Origin of the sequence: Enterococcus gilvus ATCC BAA-350 (genome assembly GCF_000407545.1) — a bacterium.
In the GTDB taxonomy this organism is placed as follows: domain Bacteria; phylum Bacillota; class Bacilli; order Lactobacillales; family Enterococcaceae; genus Enterococcus_A; species Enterococcus_A gilvus.
Map to the genome: position 1 here is coordinate 21804 of NZ_ASWH01000004.1, position 25283 is coordinate 47086.

The window sequence follows — 25283 nt, forward strand, 5'->3', positions numbered from 1 at the left end:
AATGAATGGATTGAAAGAATTTTTTGGGAATATCCCAATGTTTCAAAAGCAAGTCGAACGAGAAATCGAAGAAAAAGGGATTGAACCTAGTGAGGGTATTAAAAAAATGGAATTTAGCCGTCAAGTGATCCGTAACTTAGTGATTGGCGTTTTAGTTGTCGGTATTCTTGCTTTTGTGGGCATTTCTTATTTTAACAATAAGAATCAACCACCAGTGACACCAACAGCCACCACCGCAAGCAAAGAAAGCAACCAGTCAGAAACAAGCGGAGAAGCCACAGAAAACAGCTCACAAGCCGTTCAAGGGTCAAGCGACCATTTACTCAAATTAAGTGCGAAAGAACGAGCAGACGAAGCGACAGAAGCTTTTGAGAGTTGGTACAAGTCTTTCTCTAATGGTGACGTGATTTTAGAAATCAACAAAGAATTATTGAAAGAAGGATCAGGCGGTACAAGCCCGATTGAATTACAAACAAAACTGATTGATAACTTAAAAGCCAAATTTGGTGATAAGGTATCAGATGATTTTTATACAGGGCTACAAGCAAGTTTCAATTTCAATCCAGTGATCGTTGACGGTACCAAAGGGCTAACCATTTCTAAGCAAAATGATGATGAAAGTCAGTGGTTTAGTACCTGGTTCTTAGATACCGAAAAAAAGGAGAAAAACACAAAAATTATTGTTCGTAATGATTTTCCGTTTGAGTGGGTGGATTGGAGAAACAAAGGACAACATGATGAAAAAGTAGGAAAAATATTTAAAAATGTTGATTGGGATAATGATTTAAGTTATGAAGTGATAGGGATTGATTTTACAGAAGCTACTAAAAATATTGAAACCAATCAAATTTTATTTGTACAAATGCACTACAATGAAAAAATCGGGAAGTGGCAAGTTACAGGTAATGTTGGAGGTGTTTACTAATGGATTTAATAGATAAAGCAGGAGAGGTTGCAGGTGATGTAGCAGACAAAATATCAGACACAGTTTCAGGAGTTTTTGAAGGCGTAAAAGAGAGTGTGGATAGTGTATTGCACCCGATTGATACCTTGTTAGGCAATTGGGGCAGTGACCTTTTAGAAGCCAGTATGAAAATTGCCAATAAGACGACTTTTGATATTCCCAATATCGAATTAATTAGTACCATTACCAATGTGTTTGTCTTTGCAACGACAACCTTTGCGATTTGTATTGTGTTGTATAAGGTCATTGAAGCGCAAATACAAGCTTCTAATGGGAGTGGTGACGCATTGACCGCTAATATTGTTCAAAAGCTGTTTTACTCGTCTATTGCCTTAGCAACGTTGCCCTGGGCAATGAACTTTTTTATCAAAAAGATTGTTGCACCAATCGGGGAATATGTGATCCAACAAGTCGCCAATGATTTGAACGTGGAAACGATCGGTGAGCGATTGCGTAATTTTTTAGTTTCAAATTTCTTTAATGGTGGCGTTAGTGCCGTTGTTCTCTTTGTTTTTGTGATATTCTTTGCCTTTTCAATTGCCAAGTATTTTGTAGCGATTTGTGTCTTTTATGCCGATTTCTTGGTACTGACTATGTTAACACCATTAGTTGCCTTATCGCTTTTAACAGACGAACAAAATTACTTTCAAATATGGATCAAAGAACTGTTATCCGAAGCACTCACAATGCTTATTAAGCTTATTTTGTACTTACTCATGATTACACTCATGATTGCTGAAAAATACACGTTACCAAACTTTATGTTAATGGTTGGTTGTGGCTTGTTGATTATCAAAACACCGTCAGCCCTACAAAATATGTGGTATTCAACCAAAGTGTCAAAAGGTGGCGGACTTGGAAACTTAGCAATGATGGCTATGTTTAGAAAATAAGAGAGGGGGATAACGATTGTCTTATTATTTTGAAATACGAATTATTCTTCCCGAAGAAGAAAATCAATTTTTGAATCGAAAATTAAGTAAGAGCGAATTATCCGAAGTCACACACTATTTACAACAAAAGACAAGTCGAGGAATTCCAGTTAAATTTCGTGTAGGTATTTTTAGAGTAGAAGATCAAACAAAAATTATGTCTGTTACGCTGAATACAAAAAATACCAAAGAAACGGACGTAATTAACTTGTTATTAAATCGAGTAACAGATCAACACGTTTTAGTTTACTTGAATGAACCAACAGAACCAACGCTTAATACGCAAGAATTAAATCGTCAGGAGTTAAAAACGAGTAATGAACGTCAAGAAATACCGCAGACAGAAATTCCAACTGAAACAGTAAATGAACCTAGTGTTATTAAGGAAATATCGAAAAAGAACCAAGCAAAACAAACGAATAGTAGAAAAGAATCACTATCAGAATCCATAACCAAGAAAAATGTTCCCAAAATTCATTTGTTCATATCTATTTTGATTCTTTTTATTGTATTATTGATAGGAATAAGTGTTATTCAACAAGTACAACTTCAATCAGTCAAAAAAGAGAGCGAATTATTGAAAGAACAAATTGAACGTGTCAAAGAAACGGATATTTCTCAATCGAAAATAGATACTTTTGGAAGATACTTTTTGACTTACTATTTTTCACAGGAAAAAAATCAAGAAAATTATCAGTCAAGTTTAAGAACATATGTATCCGAAAAGGTAGATATATCCGATTGGAAAGCGTTAGGGAAAACGCTTAAGAGTGTCAATTACTATGGTAGTGAACAAACAAAAAAAGGGTATAGCGTTGAATACCTTCTAAATGTTTCAGTAGACAATCGTAGTAAAATGCAAAAAATCACTTTTGAGGTTGAACCAACTAAAAACGGCTTTCTTGTGACAACTCAACCAAAACTTACAGACTTCTCTTTTAACTGAAATACGCTAAAAAGAGAGTGCTTAAACAATGGGAAAAATTAATTTAAATCAAATTTACACAGCAAAAGAAATGAGTGAAAGGATAGGTAAGAATAGAAATTACCTATCCCAAGCTTACCGTAACAACAAACATGAAATACTTAAAAATTTTAATTATCGAAAAATTGGTGGAACAATTATTTTCTCTGATAATCCCAATAATGATTTATCGCAATTGATTACAGCAAAAAAAGCAAGCCAGTTGTTAGGAAAGAATGATGAATACTTTGCCCACATTTATAAACGGTTTCCTCATAGACTAGAGGGAATCGATCACATTTATACAGGTAAAACATTATTCTTAACGAAAGAATCGCTAGAAGTTTTTAAAAAAAAGATGAATAAAAATGTCAGATAAAGCATATTTGTGATATACTATTTATGTACACAAATAGTAGTTTTTAAGGAGAGAAGAAAATGAAAAAAATTGCCCTTTTAACACTTTTTAGTACAGCGCTATTGGTATCAGCTCCACTTGTTAGTTTTGCGGACGAAGCAACAGATAGTTCAGGTGTCAGTGTTCTAGCTGATGATGTAGTTGATCCAGTAGAACCAACCGATCCAACTACTCCGGTTGATCCAGTTGATCCGGTTGATCCGGTTGATCCGGTTGATCCGGTTGATCCGGTTGACCCGGTTGATCCAGTTGATCCGGTTGATCCGGTTGATCCGGTTGATCCGGTTGATCCGGTTGATCCGGTTGATCCGGTTGATCCAGTTGATCCAGTTGATCCAGTTGATCCAGTTGATCCAGTTGATCCAACAGAGCCAACGGAACCAACGGAACCAACGGAGCCAACGGAACCAACGGAACCAACGGAACCAACAGAGCCAACGGAACCAACGGAACCAACAGAGCCAACAGAGCCAACGGAACCAAGCAAGCCGACAGAACCAAGTAAACCAACAGTACCAAACAAACCAGTAGACACAAACCCAATTGAAAACCCAGTTAATACAGATACAGACGTTGTGATTGTTGCAGTTGAAGATAGTAAGCCAATCATTCAATTAGCAGACGGAACAACAAAAAAAGTTGAAGCTAAAGAAATTGGCGCAAACGTTCAAAAAGACGGAACAGTAACGGTTAAAGGTTCAGACGGAAAAATGAAAGTTTTACCAAAAACAGGAGAAACAGAAAATATTGCATTGTCTGTCCTAGGGTCAGTAATGGTATTAGGATCAGGAATCATTTTTAAAAAGAGAATTTAAGTAAATTTAAAAGCATGGTCGCAAGTTTCACTAGCAGCCATGCTTTTATTGAATCATTGTAGGACATTTTAAAGATAAAATTGCCCACTTTAAAATTAAACATGTGCTTAGAATTGTTCTAGGCAACACCAATAACAACAGATAGAATCAGCAACTTGGCTTCATTTTAAAATCATGCTATAATGAATGTGCGAAACGAGATAAGTTCTAATGAATAGCACAAAAGCCCAACCTATTGCGAGTAGGTCGGGCTTTTCTTTGCACTTGTTGCGAATACAAGCGTGTGAGTTAGACAGCAACTTGCTTGCTATCGTCTAATCATCTAACCAATGATCAACTAATGTGATTATTAGACCCACTAAAAGTGGTGCGATAACTAACGAGATAATTTGTTCCATGAATAGCACCCCCTTACGGGGCAAGTTGCCGTTAATTAGTATAGCATACTTAATATTCTAAACAGTTGATAAATTAAGATAAAAGCTAAAATCACTAATCACAAGTGATTTGTGATTTACAAGGTGTAACGATATAATTAAATGGAAAACGTGCAAAATATTTACATAAACAGGGGGGAGAAACTTGGAACTAGCATTTAGAGAAAACTTAAAAAATATGAGTAAGAGTGTTATAGAGCAATTATCATAAAAAATAAGCAGCCCGAATTTACTAAAAAAATGTTTGGGTTGCTTATTTTTTATTGTTTTTTCTTTTGATATATTTTTTTTGCAATAGAATTACTAATGGGAAAACAAATTAATGCGATAACCAGACCGATAGCAATTTCGTGAAAAATAATTGTTATTAAGAATAAAACTATACTGGATATGAATAAACTTAAAACATGTATTTTATCTTCTTTCATAGGACTCTCCCTTTATTGTCATAATAGTAGTTTGATTTATATTTTAAATTATCAATAAAAGAAATGCTAGGGAAAAACACAACAATCAATCAGTTGGTTCTGTTGCAAAGTTTTAAATAAAGAATAAAATCCCTTACGGTATCTATGATTTAAGCTGGGATTCCCAATAATACCTTGATTTCAGTACAGACCGAAAACCCGAAGAGAGTGCCTTCTTTTCGGGTTTTCTTATATAATCATCGGATGGCTTCCATGCCTTTAATCGTGGTAGAGGCAGTGCGTAAACTTCGATAGAATTTATTGCGTCTCTTTACTGGACGATGGTCTTGTTCAATCAAATTATTCAGGTATTTAATGGTACGATGTTCTGTCCCTTGATAAAAGCGGTTCTGTTGCAAAGTTTTAAATAAAGAATAAAATCCCTTACGGTATCTATGATTTAGGCTGTTATTCCCATTAATACCTTGATTTCAGTAGACACCGAAAAGCCGAAGAGAGTGCCTTCTTTTCGGGTTTTCTTATATAATCCTCGAATGGCTTCCATGCCTTTAATCGTGGTAGAGGCAGTGCGTAAACTTCGATAGAATTTATTGCGTCTCTTTACTGAACGATGGTCTTGTTCAATCAAATTATTCAGGTATTTAATGGTACGATGTTCTGTCCCTTGATAAAAGCCGTATTCTTTTAGTTTCTTAAAGGCACTTGTAATAGAGGGGGCTTTATCTGTGACTACAACCTTCGGTTCATCAAACTGCTTCACTAACCGCTTAAGAAAAGCATAGGCTGCTTGTGTGTCCCGTTTTTTACGTAACCAAATATCCAAGGTTAAACCATTTGCATCGATGGCTCGATACAAATAATGCCATTTTCCTTTAATTTTGATGTACGTTTCATCCATTTTCCATGAATAAAAGGATTTTTTATTTTTCTTTTTCCAAATTTGATAGAGTAGTTTGCCATATTCTTGCACCCAACGATAAATCGTCGTATGAGAAACGTTAATGCCACAATCATATAAGATTTCTTGAACTTCACGATAGCTAAGGTTATAACGAAGATAGTAGCCCACGGCTACAATAATCACATCCTGCTGAAATTGCTTTCCTTTAAAATGATTCATCGTAATTCCTCCTGCTATCTTTTTCTATTATTCTACCTTATTTGATAGTAGATTTAAAACTTTGCAACAGAACCGCCGAATTTCTACTCAAATAGAATGCAAAAATGGCCAGTTTAAACTGACGGTAGAAATACCGGTAAATACAACGGCTGAAATTATTTTTCCGGACAACAATGGTTCTGTCGAAGTAGGATCTGGCATACATTCTTATAAATTCCCGACGACAATTGACTTAACACAAGAAGTCTATTCATTTGAATCAACACTAGGAGAAATTGTGGCTAATCCGAAAGGCAAGGCGATGTTAGTTACGCTTTCGCCAGGTATATTGGATAACCCGATGATTGAATACGCATATGAAATGACAATTAATGAATTATCCGGACAAGCAGCAGAAGCTAAACCACTTTTCGCAGCAATCATAGATTCTTTAAATAAAAATGAAGATTAAATTCTCCTATAAATGAAATAGCCACGATTCTATTTTTAGATTCGTGACTATTTCATTTGTCATCGTTTTATACAATAATCAAACGATAATATTTAGGAGAAACCCCAATTCTCTTTTTAAAAAGGCGAGAGAAATAGGCTGGATTTTCGATACCGACCGTCTGCGCAATAACCTGAACAGATAAATCAGAATAGCGAAGTAAATCTTTGGCTTTTGATAATTTTGCATTAATTAAATAATCAATAGGGGAGGTACCGATATATTGAGTAAATTCTTTGATAATTTGATAACGGTTTAAGTGGTAGCGTTGTTCTAATTGATTTAAGGTAATAACTTGATTGACGTTTGTGTCTAAATATTCCTTTAGGGCGATAATATATGGTGGAATCTCACTGCGCGTAAAATCAATGGCATATTTTTGTTGAATTAATTCATTTGTTAATTTGTGAATGAGGAGAGAAGATTCAAAATCCGTTCGTGCATCAGCGTGTTTTTCCAACGCTAGTAGTTGTTGCATGATAAAATGAATGGCATTTTTTTCTGGTACACCTGTCGTTTTGACTACATTATTACCGGTTCGAATAAACTCTTCATAAAAAGAAGTCGAAGTACCGCCATAAAAATGAATCCAATCCATTTCCCAAGGTTCATCGCTAAGCGTTTCATAGTATTGATACTCTTTACAATCAATGAAGAAAAAGTCACCAGCTTGTAATTCGTAATCTTTTCCTCGATAAAATAACCGTCCCTTACCAGAAAGTGTGAAATTCATCAAATAAGATGGAAGATTTTCGCGTTCTGTATAGTAAGGTTTACTGGCTTTAAAGTGGCCAATTTCTTGAATATGAAAGAATAGTTGTTGTGTTCGTTTGGAAGGGGTATGGATGTAACGAACCGAGTCCTCACTCCAGGAATAGTTTGCCTTTAACCAATGTTCCATTTGTTTTCTCCTTTGCCAATATAGTGCAAGTATATATCAATTTAAACTAAATAAAAAGTAAATAAAATAACTTATAATACAAATGTAAGTGGTATTAATATAAAAATATAATGCAAAAAGAGGTGTAGCAAGTGGAACACTATCTTGCGGTAGATATCGGTGCATCTAGCGGACGCGTCCTTTTAAGTACCTTAAATGACGGCAAAATGTCATTGACTGAAATCCATCGTTTTAAAAATGGGTTTTCATTCCGTGATGGACATGATCGTTGGGCCATCGAAGAATTAGTAACAAATATCATCAAAGGGCTGGAATTAGCTAAAGAGCAATACGGCGTGGAAAGTTGTACATTAGGAATTGATACATGGGCGGTTGATTATTGTCTTATTGATAAAGAAGGCAATTTACTGGCAGATCCGATAGCTTATCGAGATGCCCGGACAGAGTATGCAGTTGAGAAAGTGAGCCAAGAAATATCGCTGGATGAGCTGTATGAGCGAACCGGTATTCAGATACAACCATTTAACACATTATTTCAGTTATTTGTGGAAGATAAAACGTTACTTGATAAAGCAGATAAAATTGCACTCATTCCAGACTATCTGGGGTATCGTTTGACAGGTAATTTGGTGACAGAAAAAACAAATGCTTCAACCACACAACTGCTGAATCCCGGTACTTTGACTTGGGATGTGAAATTGATGCAAATTTTGGGAATTGATACGAGCTATTTTGCGCCACTGGTTGATGCCGGTAACATTTTAGGAAAGTTAGCAAAAGACCAGTTTCCAGCAAATGATTTACCTGAAACAACTGTTATTACAGTAGCAACTCATGATACAGCATCAGCCGTTTTAGGCACGCCAAGTAACTCTACAGATAATTGGGCGTACTTAAGCAGTGGTACTTGGTCACTTCTTGGAGTAGAGACAAAAGTTGCAAGAGTATCACGGAAAGCCTTTTTTGAAAACTATACCAATGAGTGGGGTGCTCATAACACTATTCGCTTCTTGAAAAATATTATGGGTATGTGGTTGGTTCAAGAGGTTGCCCGCATGCAAAATTATCAAATCTCTTATGCTGAAATGGCGGAGTTAGCTGCCAAAGAGCCGGCTTTTCAACAGTGGATTGACATCAATGATCAAAGGTTCTTAAATCCAGAAAATATGATTCAAGAGATACAATCCTATTGTAGAGAAACAAATCAAACAGTACCAACATCACCTGGTGCAATTGCACGATGTATCTATGATAATTTAGCACTTTGCTACGCAGTAGAATTGGAAAAATTAGAGGCTATTACTGGTGTGGAAGATATCATCGATACTCTCTATATTGTAGGTGGCGGATCTAACAATACTTTTTTAAATCAGTTGACTGCAGATGTTGCCAATATTCGTGTACAAGCTGGGCCGGGTGAGGCAACAGCAATTGGGAACCTTGCGCTACAAATGATTACGGTCGGTGACTGTTCATCAATTGAAGAAGCAAGAAAAATAATCAAAGCCTCTTTCCCTTGCACTGAATATCACCCTAGAGAAAATCAATCAACTGTATTAACAAACTATAAAAAATTTTTGAAAGTGAGGAATTACTAATGAGTGAGGTAAAACAAAAATATCAAGTTGCCAAAGAAGCCTATGCGAAAGTTGGTGTCGATACAGATGCAGTTTTAGAAAAATTAGCAAATGTAAAAATTTCGATGCACGTATGGCAAGGCGATGATGTTAAAGGATTTTTAAGTGATGCAGAACTATCAGGAGGGATTTCAGTTACAGGAAATCACCCAGGAGTTGCGAAAAATCCAGATCAATTACGTCAAGACTTAGAAAAAGCTTATTCTTTAATCCCAGGCAAGCATAAGTTGAATCTTCATGCAATTTATTTAGATACGGATGAACAAGTAGATTTAGATCAAATTGAGCCAAAACATTTTGAAAAATGGGTAGCATGGGCCAAAGAACAAGGATTAGGTTTGGATTTCAATCCAACTTTCTTTTCACATCCGATGTTTAAAGATGGTTTTACGCTAGCCTCTCCTGATAAAGAAGTTCGTGATTTTTGGATTGAGCATGGGAAACGAGCACGTAAAATTGCCGCTTATTTTGGTGAAGAATTAGGTCAAGTAGCAGTCAATAATTTTTGGGTACCAGATGGCTATAAAGACAATCCAATCGATCGCTATACACCTAGAAAACGATTAATGGAATCATTAGATGCAATTTTTGAAGAGGATTTTAATCCCGAATATACCCTTGATGCAGTTGAAAGTAAGCTATTCGGTCTTGGTGCAGAAGCTTATACAGTCGGTTCGCATGAATTTTATATGGGATATGGTTTAACACGTAATAAATTAATCTGTTTAGATGCGGGACATTTCCATCCAACGGAAGTTATTTCCAATAAATTATCATCATTGGCACTATTTGGCGAAGGATTATTATTACATGTTTCTCGACCGGTTCGTTGGGATTCTGATCATGTAGTGATTATGGATGATGAACTTCAAGAAATTGGTAAAGAGTTGGTACGTAATGATTTATTAGCAAAAACGCATATTGGATTGGATTTCTTTGATGCGACAATTAATCGCGTAGCTGCATGGGTAATTGGTACACGTAACACGCAAAAAGCATTACTTAAAGGTATGCTTGAGCCAACTGAAAAATTAAAAGAGATTGAATTAGCAGGTGATTTTACTACTAGATTAGTGATGACAGAAGAACTAAAAGATTTTCCATTTGCCGATGTATGGAATTATTACTGCGAAATAAATAATGTACCGGTAGGACTTGATTGGTACAAAGAAGCACAATCCTATGAACATAATGTGTTACTAAATCGCTAAGATACTAGAAGGAGAGCATAATGAAAAAAATATCAATGTTACAAGCACCCTTTGTCAAAGAAATGATTGAAACAACAAGTAATTTGTACCGTTTAGGTTGGGATGAACGGAATGGTGGAAATATTTCATATCTTTTAAGTGAGGAAGAAGTAACTCCTTTTGTAGATATCCAAAATGTTATTCGACAAATTCCAATGATTTTTGATGCAAGTGCTCTAAAAGGCCGTTACTTTTTAGTAACAGGGTCAGGCAAGTACTTTAAAAATGTGGAGTTTGCGCCTTCAGAAAATATTGGGCTAGTTCGTGTCGCTGAAAACGGTAAAACATTAGATTTGTTATGGGGATTAGAAAATGACGCAAAACCAACAAGTGAATTGCCAAGTCATTTTATGAGTCATATAGCCCGATTGGAAGTAGATCCGGAGAATCGTATTATCATGCACAATCATGCAACTCATCTATTGGCAATGACGTTTACTCATGAACTGGACGAACGTGCCTTTACACGCACCTTATGGCAAATGTGTACAGAATGTCTCGTTGTTTTCCCAGAAGGGGTATCGATTATTCCTTGGTTAGTCCCTGGTACAAACGAAATTGGTGAAGCAACTTCTGAAAAAATGAAAGAAACGAGACTCGTTTTATGGCCACAACATGGTATTTATGGTGCAGGAAAAGATATGGATGAAGTGTTTGGATTGATTGAAACAGCTGAAAAAGCAGCAAAAGTATACACATATGTCCAAGCCCAAGGTGGCGTGAAACAAACCATCAGCGATGAAGACTTATGGAAACTCGCACGTGCTTTTGGAGTGACACCACATGCTGGCTATTTAGCAACAAACTAGTTTTTAACTGATATATTTAGGGGGTAAGATAATCCCCTTTTTTTAAGATGGTATGTGAAAATAATCACTTTAAGGAGAGAGAAAAATGATAAACAGAATGATTTTAAATGAAACTTCATATTTTGGTAAAGGTGCCATTGGAGAGATTCCAGTTGAAGTAAAAAAGAGAGGCTATCAAAAAGTTGTCGTAGTGACTGATAAAGATTTGGTAAAATTTGAAGTTGCTACTCGTGTAACGAATTTACTTAGTGAACAGGGAATTGATTTTACATTATACGATGACATCGTTCCAAATCCGACGATTCAAAATGTTCAAGAAGGGGTTGCATTTGTCAAAAATGCAGAAGCAGACTGCTTGATTGCTATTGGTGGAGGTTCACCTATCGATACAGCGAAAGCTATTGGGATTATTGTTACTAATCCTGAGTTCTCAGATGTTCGCAGCTTAGAGGGCGTAGCGAACACCAAGAATCCTTGTTTGCCAATTTTGGCCGTTCCGACGACTTCAGGAACAGCAGCAGAAGTGACAATAAATTATGTGATTACAGATGTTGAAAATCATCGTAAATTTGTTTGTGCAGACCCGCATGATATCCCAGTAGTAGCATTTGTGGACAGCGATATGATGATGGGTATGCCAGCTAGACTAGCAGCTTCAACAGGGATGGATGCGATGACACATGCAATTGAAGGGCTAATAACAAAAGGCGCTTGGGAAATGACAGATATGCTTCATTTAAAAGCAATCGAAATTATCGGCCGAAGTATTGAAGATGCAGTAAACGGCAATCAAGTTGCTAGAGAAGATATGGCATTGGGTCAATATTTAGCTGGGATGGGTTTTTCAAATGTTGGTTTGGGATTGGTCCATGGTATGGCACACCCTTTATCAGCTTGGTACAATATCCCTCACGGAGTAGCCTGTGCTACTTTATTACCAACAATCATGCGTTTTAATAAAGAATACACAGTAGAAAAATATCGAGAAATTGCGAAAGTTCTCCAGTTAGCAGAGAAAGATGCAGATCTTGAAACTGTACGCGATGCTGCATGCAATGAAATTTCTCGTTTAAGTGAAGCAGTCGGTATTCCGAAAACCATCTCTGAATTAGGTGTCAAAGAAGAAGATATTCCACAAGTTGCAGCAGATGCGTTAAAAGATGTTTGCACACCAGGAAATCCAAGAGAGGTCGAAGTTGCAGAAATTATCGCATTGTATCGATCTTTAATGTAGTTTTCAGTTCTATTAAAAGGTAATTGAAAAATAATGTGGAACCACTCAAAAGAGAAACTTGCTTTTTTGAGTGGTTTTTATTTCGCCGATTGTAAAATTAAGCTAGACAAATAAAAAAGTCATTTGTGCTACACTCAAGATAGTTCCCGCAAAAGAATTATAAGGAGTGAAGAAAAATGGCCTATACCCATCTTACATCAAATGAACTTGCAATGATAGAGGCGTATTATAATAATCATCAATCTGTAGCCAAAACCGCAGTACTATTGAATAGATCTAGACAAACGATTCATAAAGTTTACCAATTTTTCAAAACAGGGCACAATGCTCTAGATTATTTCAATCAATACAAGAAGAATAAAACTCGCTGTGGCAGACGTCCTATTGTCTTATCAGATGAACAAACAAAATATATTCAAAAGAGGGTTGTTCAAGGTTGGACACCTGATGTGATTGTTGGCCGTGCAGAGTTTTCTATTTCTTGTTCTATGCGTACACTTTATCGTATGTTTAAACAAGGCGTATTTGAAGTGACTCACCTACCTATGAAAGGAAAACGTAAAGCCAACGGACACAAAGAAACTCGGGGAAAACAATCTTTTCGTCGATCACTTCGTGACAGAGGAAATGATTATTCTAAATTCAATCAAGAATTTGGCCACCTTGAAGGGGATACTATTGTGGGTAAAAAGCACAAAAGTGCTGTTATTACCCTCGTTGAGCGATTATCTAAAGTAATCATCACTCTTCAGCCAGAAGGCAGACGAGCTATAGATATTGAAAATCGGGTTCTGTTGCAAAGTTTCAAATCTACTATCAAATAAGGTAGAATAATAGAAAAAGAAATTAGGTTTATTGTCAGGTGGGGAACGAAGGTTAGTATACATCCTTTCAATTCTCAGTATAGAAAGGAAATGGTATATTCTAGACGAGCCTTTTAGCAATCTTGATCAAGAAACAAGAGACATACTAATGATTATAATAAAAACAATGAGTAGAGAAAAGAAAGCAAATTTTATATTGACAGCCCATGAGAACCTTTCCCTTGATAATTTACATGTTTTAGATTTCAGTTCTATTATCAATGAAAGTAAATAGGATTGATAAAAATCATAATTTTAAAATTAATTTCAGGAGTTTAATATAAAAAACAGAGGGTCAGAAACTTAACGGTTCTTGATCTCTTTTTATATTGCTCATTTCATAGTTCGTTCAGCAATTCTCTTCAGAAGGTTCAGGTAGGTGTAATATTAGAGAAAAACAGAGTATATACTATTATCTTTCTTGTATGTTTCTCAAAATAATTTGAGAAATCATTGCTACAATAGAAATTCATTACAACAAAAACTTATACTACATTACACTCTTTCTATATCTGTTTGGTGTAGTTCCATAAGTAATTTTAAAATATTGAGAAAAAGCACTCGAACTAGGCATAGCAAGAAGTTCTGCAATAATAGAAATAGGCACAGTTGTCGTTTTAAGTAAATGGGCGGCATATCTCATTTTTTCTTGTCGAATAAAAATAGTAGGACGAACACCCAATTCTTTTTCAAAAAGATCTGAAACATAGTTGGGAGATAATGAACAAATTTTTCCCAAATCTTTTGTCGATATTTTTGTATGGAGGTTAGCTAAAATATGTTCGCAACACTTTTTAAGATGTAAATTGCAGAAAGAAAGTCTCCAATCCTGAAGAGCGCGGCAATACTCAAGAAATACTTGTATAAAGAGCTGATATATTGCTTCATGATCATTAATACTAGTCAAAAATTGAATATGAATATCACTGATACTATAGGCTATAAATTCTGGAAGTCCACTATCTATCGCAGTACGACAAAAGAGAGTAATAGCAGCTACAATATTGAGACGGGCTTGTGTCAATTCGCTATTCTCAGAGAGTTTGCCTATACCAATAATAAAACGTCCGTTATCAGAATTTGATTTTAAAAATTGTTTTGCCAGGGCAACATTCCCTAAGGTTATGTACTGTAAAAAGTTTTTTTCAACACTTCTTCTATTGTAGGGATGAACTGCTAGTTCAATATTTTTTACTGCGTTGTCTAGAGATTTCTGATGGAGATTATGAAAATATTTTGTATATATTGGATTTTCGTCTAGATTAATTTGTATTGTTTGATCCATAAATGACCTCTTTAATTAGATGTGATTTCATGTAAAAACAAGTGATATCATATATTTATTGTAGAGCATTCATGCTAATATTACAAGTATCAACTAGCTGATAAGGAAAAAGGATTGTTATAAAAAATTTAGGTGGAAGTGATTGTAAGGGGTTTATTTAAATAGTTTCAAGGAATAATTTTTCCCTTTATTATGTGTTTTAATGAAACCGCCAACATATTATGAGGAGGACAATATATTACCACTTAAAATGATTTGAGAAAAATATTTTATCCAATAGAAAAAAAATAGATCAAAGTTATTAGTATTTGTAAGTACTTGAAATAGATATTTTATGAGGAGGAAACAAAATGGAGATATATGCAAAACGTGTGAATCAACTGAAAAATCCGCTAGGTTATATGATGGAAAAAATAGTTTTTTCATGGAAAGTAAGAGGTTCACGTGGAATCAATCAAAGAAATGCTAGAATTCGTGTGGGAAAGACATCTGATCTAAATGAACAGTCAATTATTTATGATTCTGGCTTTTCCGAAAAATTGTCCTCAATTGGTACAGAATTAGAATTGAGTCTTCAGCCACGTAAAAGGTATTTTTGGGCTGTTACTGTCCGCTCTGATCAAGGCGAAGAGATTTCAAGTAGCGTTCAATGGTTTGAAACAGGAAAGATGGAGGAAGCCTGGTCGGCTAAGTGGATTACATGTAACAAGTCACAAGAAAGATTGCCAATATTTTTTCAAGATATATCACTTAGAGGTCAAGTTCAAAATGCTCGACTCTACATTTGTGGTTTAGGACTATACGAAGCATTTTATGATGGTCAGCGTATCGGGAATGAATATCTAGCTCCTTACTGCAATAACTATAATGAATGGGTTCAATATCAGACTTATGATTTAACAGAGGTGTTAGGAAAAAATGGTCAATTGTCAGTTTTATTAGGGAATGGATGGTACAAAGGAAGATTTGGATTTGATAATGACTCAGAGTCAAATTATTACGGAACAGATTGGAAACTTCTAGCAGAATTACATATTCAATATACAGATGGAACCGAAGAAATATTTGGTACAGACGAAAGTTGGCTTGTGAAGAGAAGCACTATTTATTTTTCTGATATTTATGATGGTGAACAAAGAGATGACACGCTTCCTGACTTGCCCGAAGAGAAGGTCATGCTATGTGAACCGCCGTTAGGACAGCTTACTGCTAGATTGAGCACCCCAGTCACTATTCATGAAAAATTTAATCCAGTAAATCTAATAACAACACCAGCAGGCGAAACTGTACTTGATTTAGGACAGGAATTTACAGGTATTTTTTCCCTATATGTTAATGAGCCGGTAGGAACGAAAATACACATACAGACAGGCGAAATTTTGCAGAACGGAAATTTTTATAGAGAAAACCTTCGAACGGCTAAATCTGAATATATTTATATATCAGATGGAAAAGCAAAAATGATACAACCACAGTTTACCTTTTACGGATATCGATATGTAAAAATACAAGGAATAAAACGTTTGAATAAAGAAGATTTTAAGGGATTAGCTCTTTATAGCGAAATACCAACAGTTGGTACTATTTCGACCGGAAATGAACTGGTCAATAAGTTGATTTCAAATATTAGATGGGGGATGAAAAGTAATTTTCTTGATGTACCTACAGATTGCCCTCAAAGAGATGAAAGGATGGGTTGGACTGGAGATGCGCAGATTTTTACACCGGCGGCTACTTTCATGTCTGATACCTATGCATTCTACAGAAAATATCTTTTCGATATGGCAAGTGAACAAAAGCAAATGAACGGGAAAGTTCCGCAAGTTGTTCCAAGTTTCGGAAAAACAGGAACTTCTAGTGTGTGGGGAGATGCTGCATGTATTATTCCGTGGAAGCTTTATCAGTTTTATGGGGATAAAACTATTCTTGAGGATCAATTCGAAAGTATGAAGGAGTGGGTAGACTATATAAGGGGAATTGATGGGAATGAGCATAAATGGAGAAAAGAATTTCACTATGGAGATTGGCTAGCCTTAGATCATCCATTGGGTGGCGAGAACGGATTTATGGGCGGTACCGACGAGTGTTTTATTGCAGACGTGTATTATGCAATCAGTCTGGGAATAGTTACAAAGGCAGCGCATGTTTTAGGGAAACTAAAGGAACAGGAAGTATATAGCAAATTAGAAAACAAACAATATGAATGGATAAAAAAAGAGTACTATACACAAACTGGAAAATGTTGCATACGTACACAGACTGCACAACTTCTCACTCTTGAATACAAGTTGAGCCATAATCTTGATGAAGCCAGAAAAATGCTAAGAATATTGCTAGAAGAAAGTGATGGGAAATTAAAAACTGGGTTTGTTGGAACACCGTTACTATGTAAAGTGCTTTCCGAAAACAATATGGATGATTTAGCCTATGAACTGTTGTTGAATGAAGAATTTCCCGGTTGGCTAAATGAAGTAAAACTAGGAGCAACAACCATCTGGGAACGCTGGAATAGCTTAGATGAAAATGGAGACATTTCTGGAACACAGATGAATAGCCTAAATCATTATGCTGCTGGTGCAGTGGCGGAATGGATGTTTAAGTTTGTGGCAGGAATCAATATAGATGAAGAAGATGCCGAAACTCCAGGGTTTAGAAAGGTGATTTTTACACCGAGATTGAATAGAAAATTAAAGCATGCAGAAGCTTCATACGATTCAGCAACGGGTGTTTATAGAAGCTCGTGGAAATTTTTGGATGAGAACAATGTTTGTGTTTCAGTTGAGGTCCCATTCGGAGGAGCGGCCAATTTGATATTGCCTGAAGCAAATGAAGAGCTGTTTCAGGACAGGAGTAATCCAATATTTACTCAAGTCAAAGATGGTATTTGTATACTGAAAGCGGGTAAGTATTCAATAAATTATCGTATTCAGGAAAAAGACTTCACTTATGACGTTGACTGTTCAATGAAAGAACTTCTTTCCAATGAAACAATCAAACAATTTCTAGGAAGTTCCATTCCTTTAGAACACTTGCCTAAAGAGTTTATGAATCTTTCACTACGAAAATTAGCAGTCCAATTCGGGAGTGTACAGGAAGAACAGTTAAATGAAATAAACAAGTTATTAAAAACATTATGATTACACATCAAAGGAGAAAAATAGGATGCAAGATGTACAAATGATTATTTCTAAGATGACTTTAGAAGAAAAAGCAAGTTTATGTTCTGGGCAGGATTTTTGGCATACAGAGGAAATCCCACATTTGGGTATCCCTCAATTGATGATGTCTGATGGTCCTCATGGTTTACGAAAACAAGAGAGCGAAGCAGATCATCTGGGATTAAATGAGAGCATAGCTGCAGTATGTTTTCCTGCGGGCTGTGCAACAGGTTCTAGTTTTGATGTTGAGTTAATGGAACAGTTAGGTGATATTTTAGGGAAAGAATGTCAGGCAGAAAATATAGGAATGTTGCTTGGTCCTGCAGTGAACATAAAAAGAAGTCCTCTTTGTGGAAGAAATTTCGAGTATATGTCAGAAGATCCTTATTTGACAGGAAAAATGGCTGCATCTTATATAAATGGATTACAGAAAAATGGAGTTGGAGCGAGTATTAAGCATTTTGCCGCAAATAGCCAGGAATATCGAAGAATGAGTAGTTCCTCCGAACTATCTGAGAGAACGTTACGTGAGATTTATCTGCCTGCTTTTGAAGAAGCAGTAAAGAGTTCCCAACCGAAAACGGTGATGTGCAGCTACAATAAAATTAATGGCGTATTTGCATCAGAGAACAAAGAATTGATGACAAAGATTTTGAGAGAAGAGTGGGGGTTTGAGGGCGCCGTTGTTACAGATTGGGGTGCAATCAACGATAGAGTGAAAGGCCTAAAAGCAGGTGTAGATTTAGAAATGCCAGGAACTGATGGGTATAATGATCGGAAGATTATTGAGGCAGTTAAAAATGGCACACTAGATGAGCAAGTGGTTGACCAAGCAGTAGAACGGATTTTAAACGTTATATTTTCTTGTAGAAATAATGAAAAGAATGCGCCAGATTTTAACAAAGAAGCTGATCATGAAAAAGCAGTGCAAATCGAAAGTGAATGTGCTGTTTTATTAGAAAATAATGGTGTTCTTCCTCTAAACAAAGACGAGAAGATTCTTTACATTGGTGAATTTGCTGAAAAGCCAAGATATCAAGGTGGTGGATCTAGTCATATCAATAGCTTTAAGAAGGTATCAGCATTAGAGTCAGCAAAGCAGAAACAACGATCTGTTTCTTATATAAAAGGATTTTCAGCGGATAAAGATGAATATATTAATAATGAATTATTTAAAGCGGTAGAAGCTGCGAAACAAGCAGACAAAGTTGTAATTTTCGCTGGTCTCCCTGATATCATGGAATCTGAAGGCTATGATCGCAAAACATTAGCCATGCCAGAGTGTCAAAATGAGATGATTGAAGAAGTTTTGAAGGTTCAACCCAATACAGTCATCGTTTTGCACAATGGAAGTCCAGTAGAGACTCCTTGGGCAGAAAAATCGGGTGCAGTACTTGAGATGTATCTCGGTGGGCAAGGAGTGGGAGAGGCTTGCGATCGAATTTTATACGGAGAAGTAAATCCAAGTGGAAGACTTGCGGAATCATTCCCGTATCGTTTGGAAGATACACCTAGCTATTTGTTTTATCCAGGAGATGGTAAGAAGGCTATCTATGGGGAAGAAATTTTTGTTGGTTATCGATATTATGATACGAAAAAAATACCTGTACGTTGGGCTTTCGGACATGGTTTGTCTTATACAAGTTTTACTTACTCCAACATAAGACTTAGTACTAAGCACTTGACCAACAAAGAACAGCTGATTGTAGAAGTCGATATCTCCAATATAGGAGATGTGGATGGTAAAGAGGTAGTGCAGCTGTACATCAGTGACAAATGTAAAACTGTTTTGCGTCCTGCCAAGGAGTTGAAAGGATTCAAAAAAATATTTTTGAAAAAAGGAGAGACCAAAACTGTAACTTTCGAAATAGATGAAAGAGCTCTGGCGTATTATGAAGAAGAGATTCAAGACTGGTATGCACCATCTGGAACATACGAAATTTTAGTGGGACAAGCCAGCGATAATATCATTCTTAGTGAAGAATTTGATTTTATAACGACAAAGTATCTCCCTCTTTCTGTGGATGGTACTACAACTGTAGGAGATTTGTTGAAAGATGTTCGAACTTCAGTACTGTCTCAAGAGTTGTTCTCAGGAATTATTAATCAAAATAGTGGGGAATCAGAAGAAATTTCAGCGGCTGACAAAGAAATGATTGAAGCCATTCTTGAAAATGTACCTTTAAAATCACTAGTTAGTCTAGGGGCGATAACAAACAGAGAACAAGAGCAGATTGAAAATAAACTGAATAGTGTGTTGAGAGGTGAAGAAGAAAATGAATGATACAAAAATTAGTCTGAGAGAAAAGGCCGCCTATGCTTCCCTAAATATAGGGAATATTCCAGTTATGACATTGATTAATGGATATTTGTTAATTTTTTATACGAATATTGTTGGATTAGATCCTAGAGCATGTGCGACGATGTTTCTTATTGCCAGAATATTGGATGGGCTTAATGATCCGCTGGTGGGCTTTTTAATAGATAAACTACCAAGCACTCGCTTTGGTCACTTTAGACCTCCATTGTTTGTCGGAACTATTTTATGTACATTGAATTACCTATTGCTGTGGTTTGGACCAATGATGGCTACTAGTGGAAAACTTGTGATTGCATATATTTCATATTTATTATTAGGAATTCTTTTTCCGATTATGGATATCTCACTCAATAGTCTTCTACCTGTCATGACATCGGATATGAAGGAAAGACAAACACTGAGTGCTATAAAAGGCTTTGTTTATGCTGCAGGTGGAGTTATTCTAGGAATAGCCGCCCCATTAATTTTAGGTGATGCATCAAATAGAGTAGGATACATTACTTTGATTGTGGGTTCTGCTGTGATAATAGTAGCTTTTTCCATTTTCGGCACGATGGGTGTGAAGGAACGTGTGCTGAAATCAACAGGCAAAGATTCGTCATACACGATTAAAGAGTTGATCATTATATTGACGCAAAAACCAGTGTTGGTCACATTTCTAGCCGTTTTACTCTTTTCAATAGCTAATAATATGCAGAGTACGATTACCTCTTATTTCTTTACTTACATTATTGGTGACTTAAAGCTATCTTCTGTAGCGAGCTTTTTAATGTTTCTTGGTCTGATTATAGCGACAGTCTTCTCAGGAAAAGTTGTTGAGAAAAAAGGGAAGAAACCTGTCTTTCTATTTGGTTTTGCTGTGGCTACATTTGCATTTTTAATACGATTGATCAGCCCAGAAAATATACCGTTACTCATGGTTAGTAGCGCTATCTTAGGTGTCGGCGCTGGGTTTATTTCTACACTGAACTACAGTATTCAGGCAGACAACACAGACTTTGTCGAATTAAAGTTAGGAAAACGTGCAGAAGCAGGTATCTCTGCACTTTCGAGCTTTTCTTCTAAATTTGCAGCTGGAGTAGGTGGAGCTGTACCAGGTTATCTTCTAGGAATTGCCGGTTTCGATGGGAAGGTGGCTGTACAGCCTGAGTCGGTCACCACCGTCATTCTTATCTGTCAAATCATTTTACCAGCCGCTATATTTTTTGTAGGTATTTTGGTATTTGCCAAAGGCTATCCGATAACAAGAGAAAGGCTGGAAGAGCAAAATATTTTGTTGGCTCAAAAGCGAAATAAAATTTCTTGAAATTTGGGATCTTTTTCGAGTTTAATTCCAGGTATTTTGCTAATTACATTATTTTTAGTAATATCTAAACTAATTTCTATGACGTCTTTTGGAAATCTTCATGCAATGATTTTTTCATTAATTCAAACTCCGTTACAAAATATCGGTGGGAGCTTTCCTGCTATACTATTTATGGCTTTATTAGCACAATTATTATGGTTTTTTGGTATACATGGAAGTATGGTTGTATTTTCTGTTATGTCACCAATTCTTGGGGCAATGGATGCTGCTCAATTAACTGCATTTTCATCAGGACAACCATTGCCAAACGTACTAGGCATGAGTTTCTTTACAATTTTCACTTTTTCAGGAACAGCTATTGCGTTATCAATACTAATGTTATTTGCCAAAAGCAAACAGTTTAAAACCTTAGGAAAATTGGGCATAGTTCCTTCAATTTTTGCCATAACAGAACCACTAATTTTTGGGACACCGTTAATTTTAAATCCTATATTCGCAATACCTTTTATTTTGGGAAATGTTATTTCATTGGTTCTTTCTTATGTTGCAACAATCATCGGAATTATTCCACAACTTAACGGGATAGCAGCACCTGCTGGAACACCAATTATAATTCAAGGTTTGATTGCAGGTGGGTGGAAAATAGCTTTATTTCAGGCATTCTTATTGGTGATTTGGATATTATTATGGCTTCCATTTTTTAAAGTAGCAGATGCTAAAAACTTCAAAGAAGAAAATGCCGAGTTAACAGAATCTTCTAAGTAATCAACAATTTTATTAGGGGGTAAAAGGATGGATAAAAAAGATTTACAAAAATTATTTGAAGAAATGACAGAGCAAGAAAAAATTTCTCAATTACTTCAAATGGATGGTACTGTTTTTAAAAATAAAAGCATAATAACGGGTCCAGAAAGTAAAATAAAACTTACTGAGGAAAACATTAATAATATAGGTTCAATTTATAATGTTTTTAATTTTGAAGAAATTAAAAACATACAAGAACAGCATTTAAAGAATAGTAAAATACCAATACTTTTTTGTTCTGATATTATTCATGGTTTTCAGACAGTCCTACCAATTCCTTTAGCATATAGTAGTTCATGGAATACTGAGCTAATTGCCAAAGGAATGAGTATGGTAGCAAAAGAAAGTGCCGCAACTGGGGCGCATGTTGTTTTTTCTCCAGTATTGGATGTATCTAGAGATCCAAGATGGGGTAGGGTAATGGAAACAAGAGGAGAAGATGCCTATCTTACTTCTGAATTTGCAAAAGCAGAGATAGAGGCGCTACAAGGTGATTTTTCGAATGAAAATGTTGGTGCTTGTATTAAACATTTTGCAGGTTACGGTGCACCCACTGGAGGTAGAGAATATAACACTGTAGATGTTACTGAAAGAACGTTTAGAGAAGTATATTTACCTGGATATAAAGCAGCAATTGATGCGGGAAGCGTCATGGTTATGACCTCATTTAATACTATTGATGGTATTCCAGCTAGTGCGAATGAATGGTTATTAAAAGATGTGTTACGCAATGAATGGGGGTTTGATGGTGTCGTTGTTTCAGATTATGCAGCTATCAGTGAACTGATTTACCATGGAATTGCAGAAAATGAATTAGAAGCAGCCAAATTGGCTATTACAGCTTCAGTTGATTTAGATATGAAAACAGATATTTATGTAAATAACTTAGCGGAAGCCATAAAGAAAGATCCGATATATTCTGAGTATGTAGATAAAGCAGTATTCAGAATTTTAAACCTCAAAAATTTCTTAGGACTGTTTGAAGATCCGTATCGAGGAATTACTGCAGACTCAGCTAGTAAAGTTATTGCGACAAATGAAAATAAGAAGATTGCAAAAAAAGTGGCGGATGAATCAATCGTGTTATTAAAAAATAAAAACGGTACTTTACCGATAAAAATGAATAAAAAAATTGGATTAATTGGTCCGTATGCTGATGAAAAAGTACTAAACGGAATGTGGGCTATGATGGCAAATAGCAGCCAAAATGAATCATTAAAAAGTATTTTTGAGAGTAATTATGACGGAACGATAATTACAGAAAAAGGTTGTAATTTAACTGAGAATAATGAGTTTATGGGAGAATTTGTTCATCTATTTGGTCAAAACACTGATACCTTAATGACAGACGAACAAACAGATAAGGCTGTAGAAAATATAAAAAACGAAAATGTAGATGTTTTAATTATTCCAATTGGAGAGCATTTTTTGCAAAGTGGCGAAGCCGCTAGTCGTACACAAATTCGTTTAGAAAACCAACAAATATCTTTATTAAAAAAGTTATCTAGTCTGGGAAAACCAATCGTCACAGTTGTTTTTAGTGGAAGACCGTTGATAATGAATGAAGTTGCTGCCTATTCAGATGCTATTTTACAAGCATGGTTTCCAGGCAGTGAAGGTGTAAAATCTATTTATGATATTATAATTGGTGCAGTGAATCCTTCAGCTAAATTAACTATGTCATTTCCACAAAATGAAGGACAAATACCCGTATTTTATAATGAATTTAAAACAGGAAGACCGTTAGAAAATTCAAATCATTCCGATAAGTTTGTGTCAAAATACATTGATTGTTCAAATAAAGCATTCTATTCCTTCGGCTACGGATTAAGCTATACAAAATTTGAATATAGCAATCTACAACTTAGTGATAAAGTAATTACTCCTGGAAAAACATTAAATATATCCATTGATGTTAAAAATATAGGTGCGGTAAAAGGCAAAGAAGTTGTTCAATTGTATATCCAAGATGTTATCGGCAGCATCGTCCGCCCTATAAAAGAATTGAAAGGGTTTAAGAAAATTGAATTAGAACCAAATGAACAAAAAAGAGTTTTGTTTGAAATAAATGATAAAGATCTTACTTTTTACAATAAGGAGAACTGTTGGAAAGTAGAAAATGGCGATTTTAAAGTGTTTGTTGGTACTAATAGTGAAGAAACATTATCTGGAGAATTTATGTTTCGTGATTGCTAATTAGTGTTGATGGATAATTTTATTCAAGATTAAAAAATTCTGTGGATGGTACTACAACTGTAGGAGATTTGTTGAAAGATGTTCGAACTTCAGTACTGTCTCAAGAGTTGTTCTCAGGAATTATTAATCAAAGTAGTGGGGAATCAGAAGAAATTTCAGCGGCTGACAAAGAAATGATTGAAGCCATTCTTGAAAATGTACCTTTAAAATCACTAGTTAGTCTAGGGGCGATAACAAACAGAGAACAAGAGCAGATTGAAAATAAACTGAATAGTGTGTTGAGAGGTGAAGAAGAAAATGAATGATACAAAAATTAGTCTGAGAGAAAAGGCCGCCTATGCTTCCCTAAATATAGGGAATATTCCAGTTATGACATTGATTAATGGATATTTGTTAATTTTTTATACGAATATTGTTGGATTAGATCCTAGAGCATGTGCGACGATGTTTCTTATTGCCAGAATATTGGATGGGCTTACTGATCCGCTGGTGGGCTTTTTAATAGATAAACTACCAAGCACTCGCTTTGGTCACTTTAGACCTCCGTTGTTTGTCGGAACTATTTTATGTACATTGAATTACCTATTGCTGTGGTTTGGACCAATGATGGCTACTAGTGGAAAACTTGTGATTGCCTATATTTCATATATATTATTAGGAATTCTTTTTCCGATTATGGATATCTCACTCAATAGTCTTCTACCTGTCATGACATCGGATATGAAGGAAAGACAAACACTGAGTGCTATAAAAGGCTTACTCAGTAGATTCAAAAATGGAGGATCTTATGATGAATAAGGAAGTGAGAGCATTTTTGAAAACCATGGTGGATGTAGATATGATACCGGTTCAGGTATATGATTTTACACTTGCACAAGTAGCAGAAATGTTTGCAGCAAAGGTAGAAGATGAACAAGCTGCAATGGTCAATGCAGTACTTTCACAGTTTTAA

General features: G+C 35.6%; 23 protein-coding genes and 2 pseudogenes. 19 read left to right on the forward strand and 6 right to left on the reverse strand.

Features of this window, described 5'->3' with window-relative positions; all coding sequences use genetic code 11:
• Position 1 precedes the first annotated feature (1 nt).
• The 5 genes from I592_RS20085 to I592_RS20105 are packed head-to-tail and all read left to right on the forward strand — an operon-like array spanning position 2 to position 4093.
• Positions 2 to 925: a hypothetical protein gene (locus I592_RS20085; RefSeq protein WP_010711847.1), complete on the forward strand. Its 924-nt coding sequence runs from the start codon at positions 2 to 4 to the stop codon at positions 923 to 925.
• A complete protein-coding gene (locus I592_RS20090; protein ID WP_010782367.1) occupies positions 925 to 1857 on the forward strand; it encodes a conjugal transfer protein TrbL family protein in 933 nt (310 codons plus the stop codon). The genes I592_RS20085 and I592_RS20090 overlap by 1 nt, the downstream gene beginning before the upstream one ends.
• A gap of 16 nt (positions 1858 to 1873) precedes the next feature.
• Positions 1874 to 2842, forward strand: coding sequence for a hypothetical protein (locus I592_RS20095; protein WP_010782366.1), 969 nt, complete (start codon positions 1874 to 1876; stop codon positions 2840 to 2842).
• Positions 2843 to 2870: 28 nt separating this feature from the next.
• Complete coding sequence (locus tag I592_RS20100; RefSeq protein WP_010782365.1) at positions 2871 to 3239, forward strand: hypothetical protein; 369 nt, start codon at positions 2871 to 2873, stop codon at positions 3237 to 3239.
• Between the two features lie 59 nt (positions 3240 to 3298).
• Positions 3299 to 4093 carry an LPXTG cell wall anchor domain-containing protein gene (locus tag I592_RS20105; protein ID WP_016250215.1) on the forward strand — a complete coding sequence of 265 codons (795 nt, stop codon included), beginning with the start codon at positions 3299 to 3301 and terminating at the stop codon, positions 4091 to 4093.
• 314 nt (positions 4094 to 4407) lie between these two features.
• On the opposite strand, the gene I592_RS21305 is transcribed toward I592_RS20105, so the two are convergent.
• From I592_RS21305 to I592_RS20110, 4 genes and pseudogenes are all read right to left on the reverse strand, one after another.
• Positions 4408 to 4491: a type I toxin-antitoxin system Fst family toxin gene (locus I592_RS21305; RefSeq protein WP_071869432.1), complete on the reverse strand. Its 84-nt coding sequence runs from the start codon at positions 4489 to 4491 to the stop codon at positions 4408 to 4410.
• Positions 4492 to 4790: 299 nt separating this feature from the next.
• A complete protein-coding gene (locus I592_RS21310; protein ID WP_010778458.1) occupies positions 4791 to 4958 on the reverse strand; it encodes a hypothetical protein in 168 nt (55 codons plus the stop codon).
• 149 nt (positions 4959 to 5107) lie between these two features.
• Positions 5108 to 5371: pseudogene (locus I592_RS21205) on the reverse strand (DDE-type integrase/transposase/recombinase); the annotation flags it as partial.
• A 26-nt stretch (positions 5372 to 5397) separates the two neighbouring features.
• Positions 5398 to 6078: an IS6 family transposase gene (locus I592_RS20110; protein WP_016250216.1), complete on the reverse strand. Its 681-nt coding sequence runs from the start codon at positions 6076 to 6078 to the stop codon at positions 5398 to 5400.
• Positions 6079 to 6139: 61 nt separating this feature from the next.
• Here I592_RS20110 and I592_RS20115 point away from each other — a divergent pair, with 61 nt between their 5' ends.
• The gene (locus I592_RS20115) at positions 6140 to 6529 is read left to right on the forward strand and encodes an alpha-L-rhamnosidase C-terminal domain-containing protein (RefSeq protein ID WP_016250217.1); all 390 of its coding nucleotides are present in this window, start codon (positions 6140 to 6142) and stop codon (positions 6527 to 6529) included.
• A 67-nt stretch (positions 6530 to 6596) separates the two neighbouring features.
• Here the strand turns inward: I592_RS20115 and I592_RS20120 are convergent, their stop codons facing one another.
• Entirely contained in the window at positions 6597 to 7469 is an 873-nt protein-coding gene (locus I592_RS20120) for a helix-turn-helix transcriptional regulator (protein ID WP_010782347.1), read from the reverse strand.
• A 131-nt stretch (positions 7470 to 7600) separates the two neighbouring features.
• Here I592_RS20120 and rhaB point away from each other — a divergent pair, with 131 nt between their 5' ends.
• The 5 genes and pseudogenes from rhaB to I592_RS20145 form a co-directional block, all read left to right on the forward strand.
• Positions 7601 to 9067, forward strand: coding sequence for a rhamnulokinase (gene rhaB / locus I592_RS20125; protein ID WP_010782348.1), 1467 nt, complete (start codon positions 7601 to 7603; stop codon positions 9065 to 9067).
• A complete protein-coding gene (rhaA, locus tag I592_RS20130) occupies positions 9067 to 10317 on the forward strand; it encodes an L-rhamnose isomerase (RefSeq protein ID WP_010782349.1) in 1251 nt (416 codons plus the stop codon). Before rhaB ends, rhaA begins: the two co-directional genes overlap by 1 nt.
• A gap of 20 nt (positions 10318 to 10337) precedes the next feature.
• Entirely contained in the window at positions 10338 to 11165 is an 828-nt protein-coding gene (gene rhaD, locus I592_RS20135; RefSeq protein ID WP_010782350.1) for a rhamnulose-1-phosphate aldolase, read from the forward strand.
• An 85-nt stretch (positions 11166 to 11250) separates the two neighbouring features.
• Positions 11251 to 12399, forward strand: a complete 1149-nt coding sequence (fucO, locus tag I592_RS20140; RefSeq protein ID WP_010782351.1) for a lactaldehyde reductase — start codon at positions 11251 to 11253, stop codon at positions 12397 to 12399.
• A gap of 176 nt (positions 12400 to 12575) precedes the next feature.
• Positions 12576 to 13190, forward strand: a pseudogene (locus tag I592_RS20145) (IS30-like element IS1062 family transposase); the annotation flags it as partial.
• A gap of 562 nt (positions 13191 to 13752) precedes the next feature.
• Here the strand turns inward: I592_RS20145 and I592_RS20150 are convergent.
• Entirely contained in the window at positions 13753 to 14547 is a 795-nt protein-coding gene (locus tag I592_RS20150; protein WP_010782353.1) for a helix-turn-helix transcriptional regulator, read from the reverse strand.
• Positions 14548 to 14897: 350 nt separating this feature from the next.
• Between I592_RS20150 and I592_RS20155 the strand changes: the two genes are divergently transcribed.
• Genes I592_RS20155 through I592_RS21520 form a run of 8 tightly spaced genes read left to right on the forward strand, consistent with a single transcriptional unit; the run spans position 14898 to position 25283 of the window.
• Positions 14898 to 17684, forward strand: coding sequence for an alpha-L-rhamnosidase (locus tag I592_RS20155; protein ID WP_010782354.1), 2787 nt, complete (start codon positions 14898 to 14900; stop codon positions 17682 to 17684).
• Positions 17685 to 17709: 25 nt separating this feature from the next.
• Positions 17710 to 19989, forward strand: coding sequence for a glycoside hydrolase family 3 C-terminal domain-containing protein (locus I592_RS20160; protein WP_016250218.1), 2280 nt, complete (start codon positions 17710 to 17712; stop codon positions 19987 to 19989).
• Positions 19982 to 21331 (forward strand): MFS transporter, encoded by a 1350-nt coding sequence (locus I592_RS20165; RefSeq protein ID WP_016250219.1) that lies wholly within the window; start codon positions 19982 to 19984, stop codon positions 21329 to 21331. Before I592_RS20160 ends, I592_RS20165 begins: the two co-directional genes overlap by 8 nt.
• Before the next feature lie 3 nt (positions 21332 to 21334).
• Entirely contained in the window at positions 21335 to 22096 is a 762-nt protein-coding gene (locus tag I592_RS20170) for a PTS transporter subunit EIIC (RefSeq protein WP_071875883.1), read from the forward strand.
• Positions 22097 to 22123: 27 nt separating this feature from the next.
• A complete protein-coding gene (bglX, locus tag I592_RS20175; protein WP_010782385.1) occupies positions 22124 to 24331 on the forward strand; it encodes a beta-glucosidase BglX in 2208 nt (735 codons plus the stop codon).
• Between the two features lie 41 nt (positions 24332 to 24372).
• Positions 24373 to 24636, forward strand: coding sequence for a hypothetical protein (locus I592_RS20180; RefSeq protein WP_167540800.1), 264 nt, complete (start codon positions 24373 to 24375; stop codon positions 24634 to 24636).
• On the forward strand, positions 24629 to 25129 hold the full coding sequence (locus tag I592_RS20185) for an MFS transporter (protein WP_016250221.1): 501 nt from the start codon (positions 24629 to 24631) through the stop codon (positions 25127 to 25129). The genes I592_RS20180 and I592_RS20185 overlap by 8 nt, the downstream gene beginning before the upstream one ends.
• A complete protein-coding gene (locus I592_RS21520; RefSeq protein ID WP_016250222.1) occupies positions 25122 to 25283 on the forward strand; it encodes a hypothetical protein in 162 nt (53 codons plus the stop codon). Before I592_RS20185 ends, I592_RS21520 begins: the two co-directional genes overlap by 8 nt.

Bases quoted from the DNA above. Each gene is read 5' to 3' on its own strand.
- I592_RS20085 (WP_010711847.1), top strand. From the start codon at position 2: ATGAATGGATTGAAAGAATTTTTTGGGAATATCCCAATGTTTCAAAAG.
- I592_RS20090 (WP_010782367.1), top strand. From the start codon at position 925: ATGGATTTAATAGATAAAGCAGGAGAGGTTGCAGGTGATGTAGCAGAC.
- I592_RS20100 (WP_010782365.1), top strand. From the start codon at position 2,871: ATGGGAAAAATTAATTTAAATCAAATTTACACAGCAAAAGAAATGAGT.
- I592_RS20105 (WP_016250215.1), top strand. From the start codon at position 3,299: ATGAAAAAAATTGCCCTTTTAACACTTTTTAGTACAGCGCTATTGGTA.
- I592_RS21305 (WP_071869432.1), bottom strand. From the start codon at position 4,491: ATGGAACAAATTATCTCGTTAGTTATCGCACCACTTTTAGTGGGTCTA.
- I592_RS21310 (WP_010778458.1), bottom strand. From the start codon at position 4,958: ATGAAAGAAGATAAAATACATGTTTTAAGTTTATTCATATCCAGTATA.
- I592_RS20110 (WP_016250216.1), bottom strand. From the start codon at position 6,078: ATGAATCATTTTAAAGGAAAGCAATTTCAGCAGGATGTGATTATTGTA.
- I592_RS20120 (WP_010782347.1), bottom strand. From the start codon at position 7,469: ATGGAACATTGGTTAAAGGCAAACTATTCCTGGAGTGAGGACTCGGTT.
- rhaA (WP_010782349.1), top strand. From the start codon at position 9,067: ATGAGTGAGGTAAAACAAAAATATCAAGTTGCCAAAGAAGCCTATGCG.
- rhaD (WP_010782350.1), top strand. From the start codon at position 10,338: ATGAAAAAAATATCAATGTTACAAGCACCCTTTGTCAAAGAAATGATT.
- fucO (WP_010782351.1), top strand. From the start codon at position 11,251: ATGATAAACAGAATGATTTTAAATGAAACTTCATATTTTGGTAAAGGT.
- I592_RS20150 (WP_010782353.1), bottom strand. From the start codon at position 14,547: ATGGATCAAACAATACAAATTAATCTAGACGAAAATCCAATATATACA.
- I592_RS20155 (WP_010782354.1), top strand. From the start codon at position 14,898: ATGGAGATATATGCAAAACGTGTGAATCAACTGAAAAATCCGCTAGGT.
- I592_RS20160 (WP_016250218.1), top strand. From the start codon at position 17,710: ATGCAAGATGTACAAATGATTATTTCTAAGATGACTTTAGAAGAAAAA.
- I592_RS20165 (WP_016250219.1), top strand. From the start codon at position 19,982: ATGAATGATACAAAAATTAGTCTGAGAGAAAAGGCCGCCTATGCTTCC.
- bglX (WP_010782385.1), top strand. From the start codon at position 22,124: ATGGATAAAAAAGATTTACAAAAATTATTTGAAGAAATGACAGAGCAA.
- I592_RS20185 (WP_016250221.1), top strand. From the start codon at position 24,629: ATGAATGATACAAAAATTAGTCTGAGAGAAAAGGCCGCCTATGCTTCC.
- I592_RS21520 (WP_016250222.1), top strand. From the start codon at position 25,122: ATGAATAAGGAAGTGAGAGCATTTTTGAAAACCATGGTGGATGTAGAT.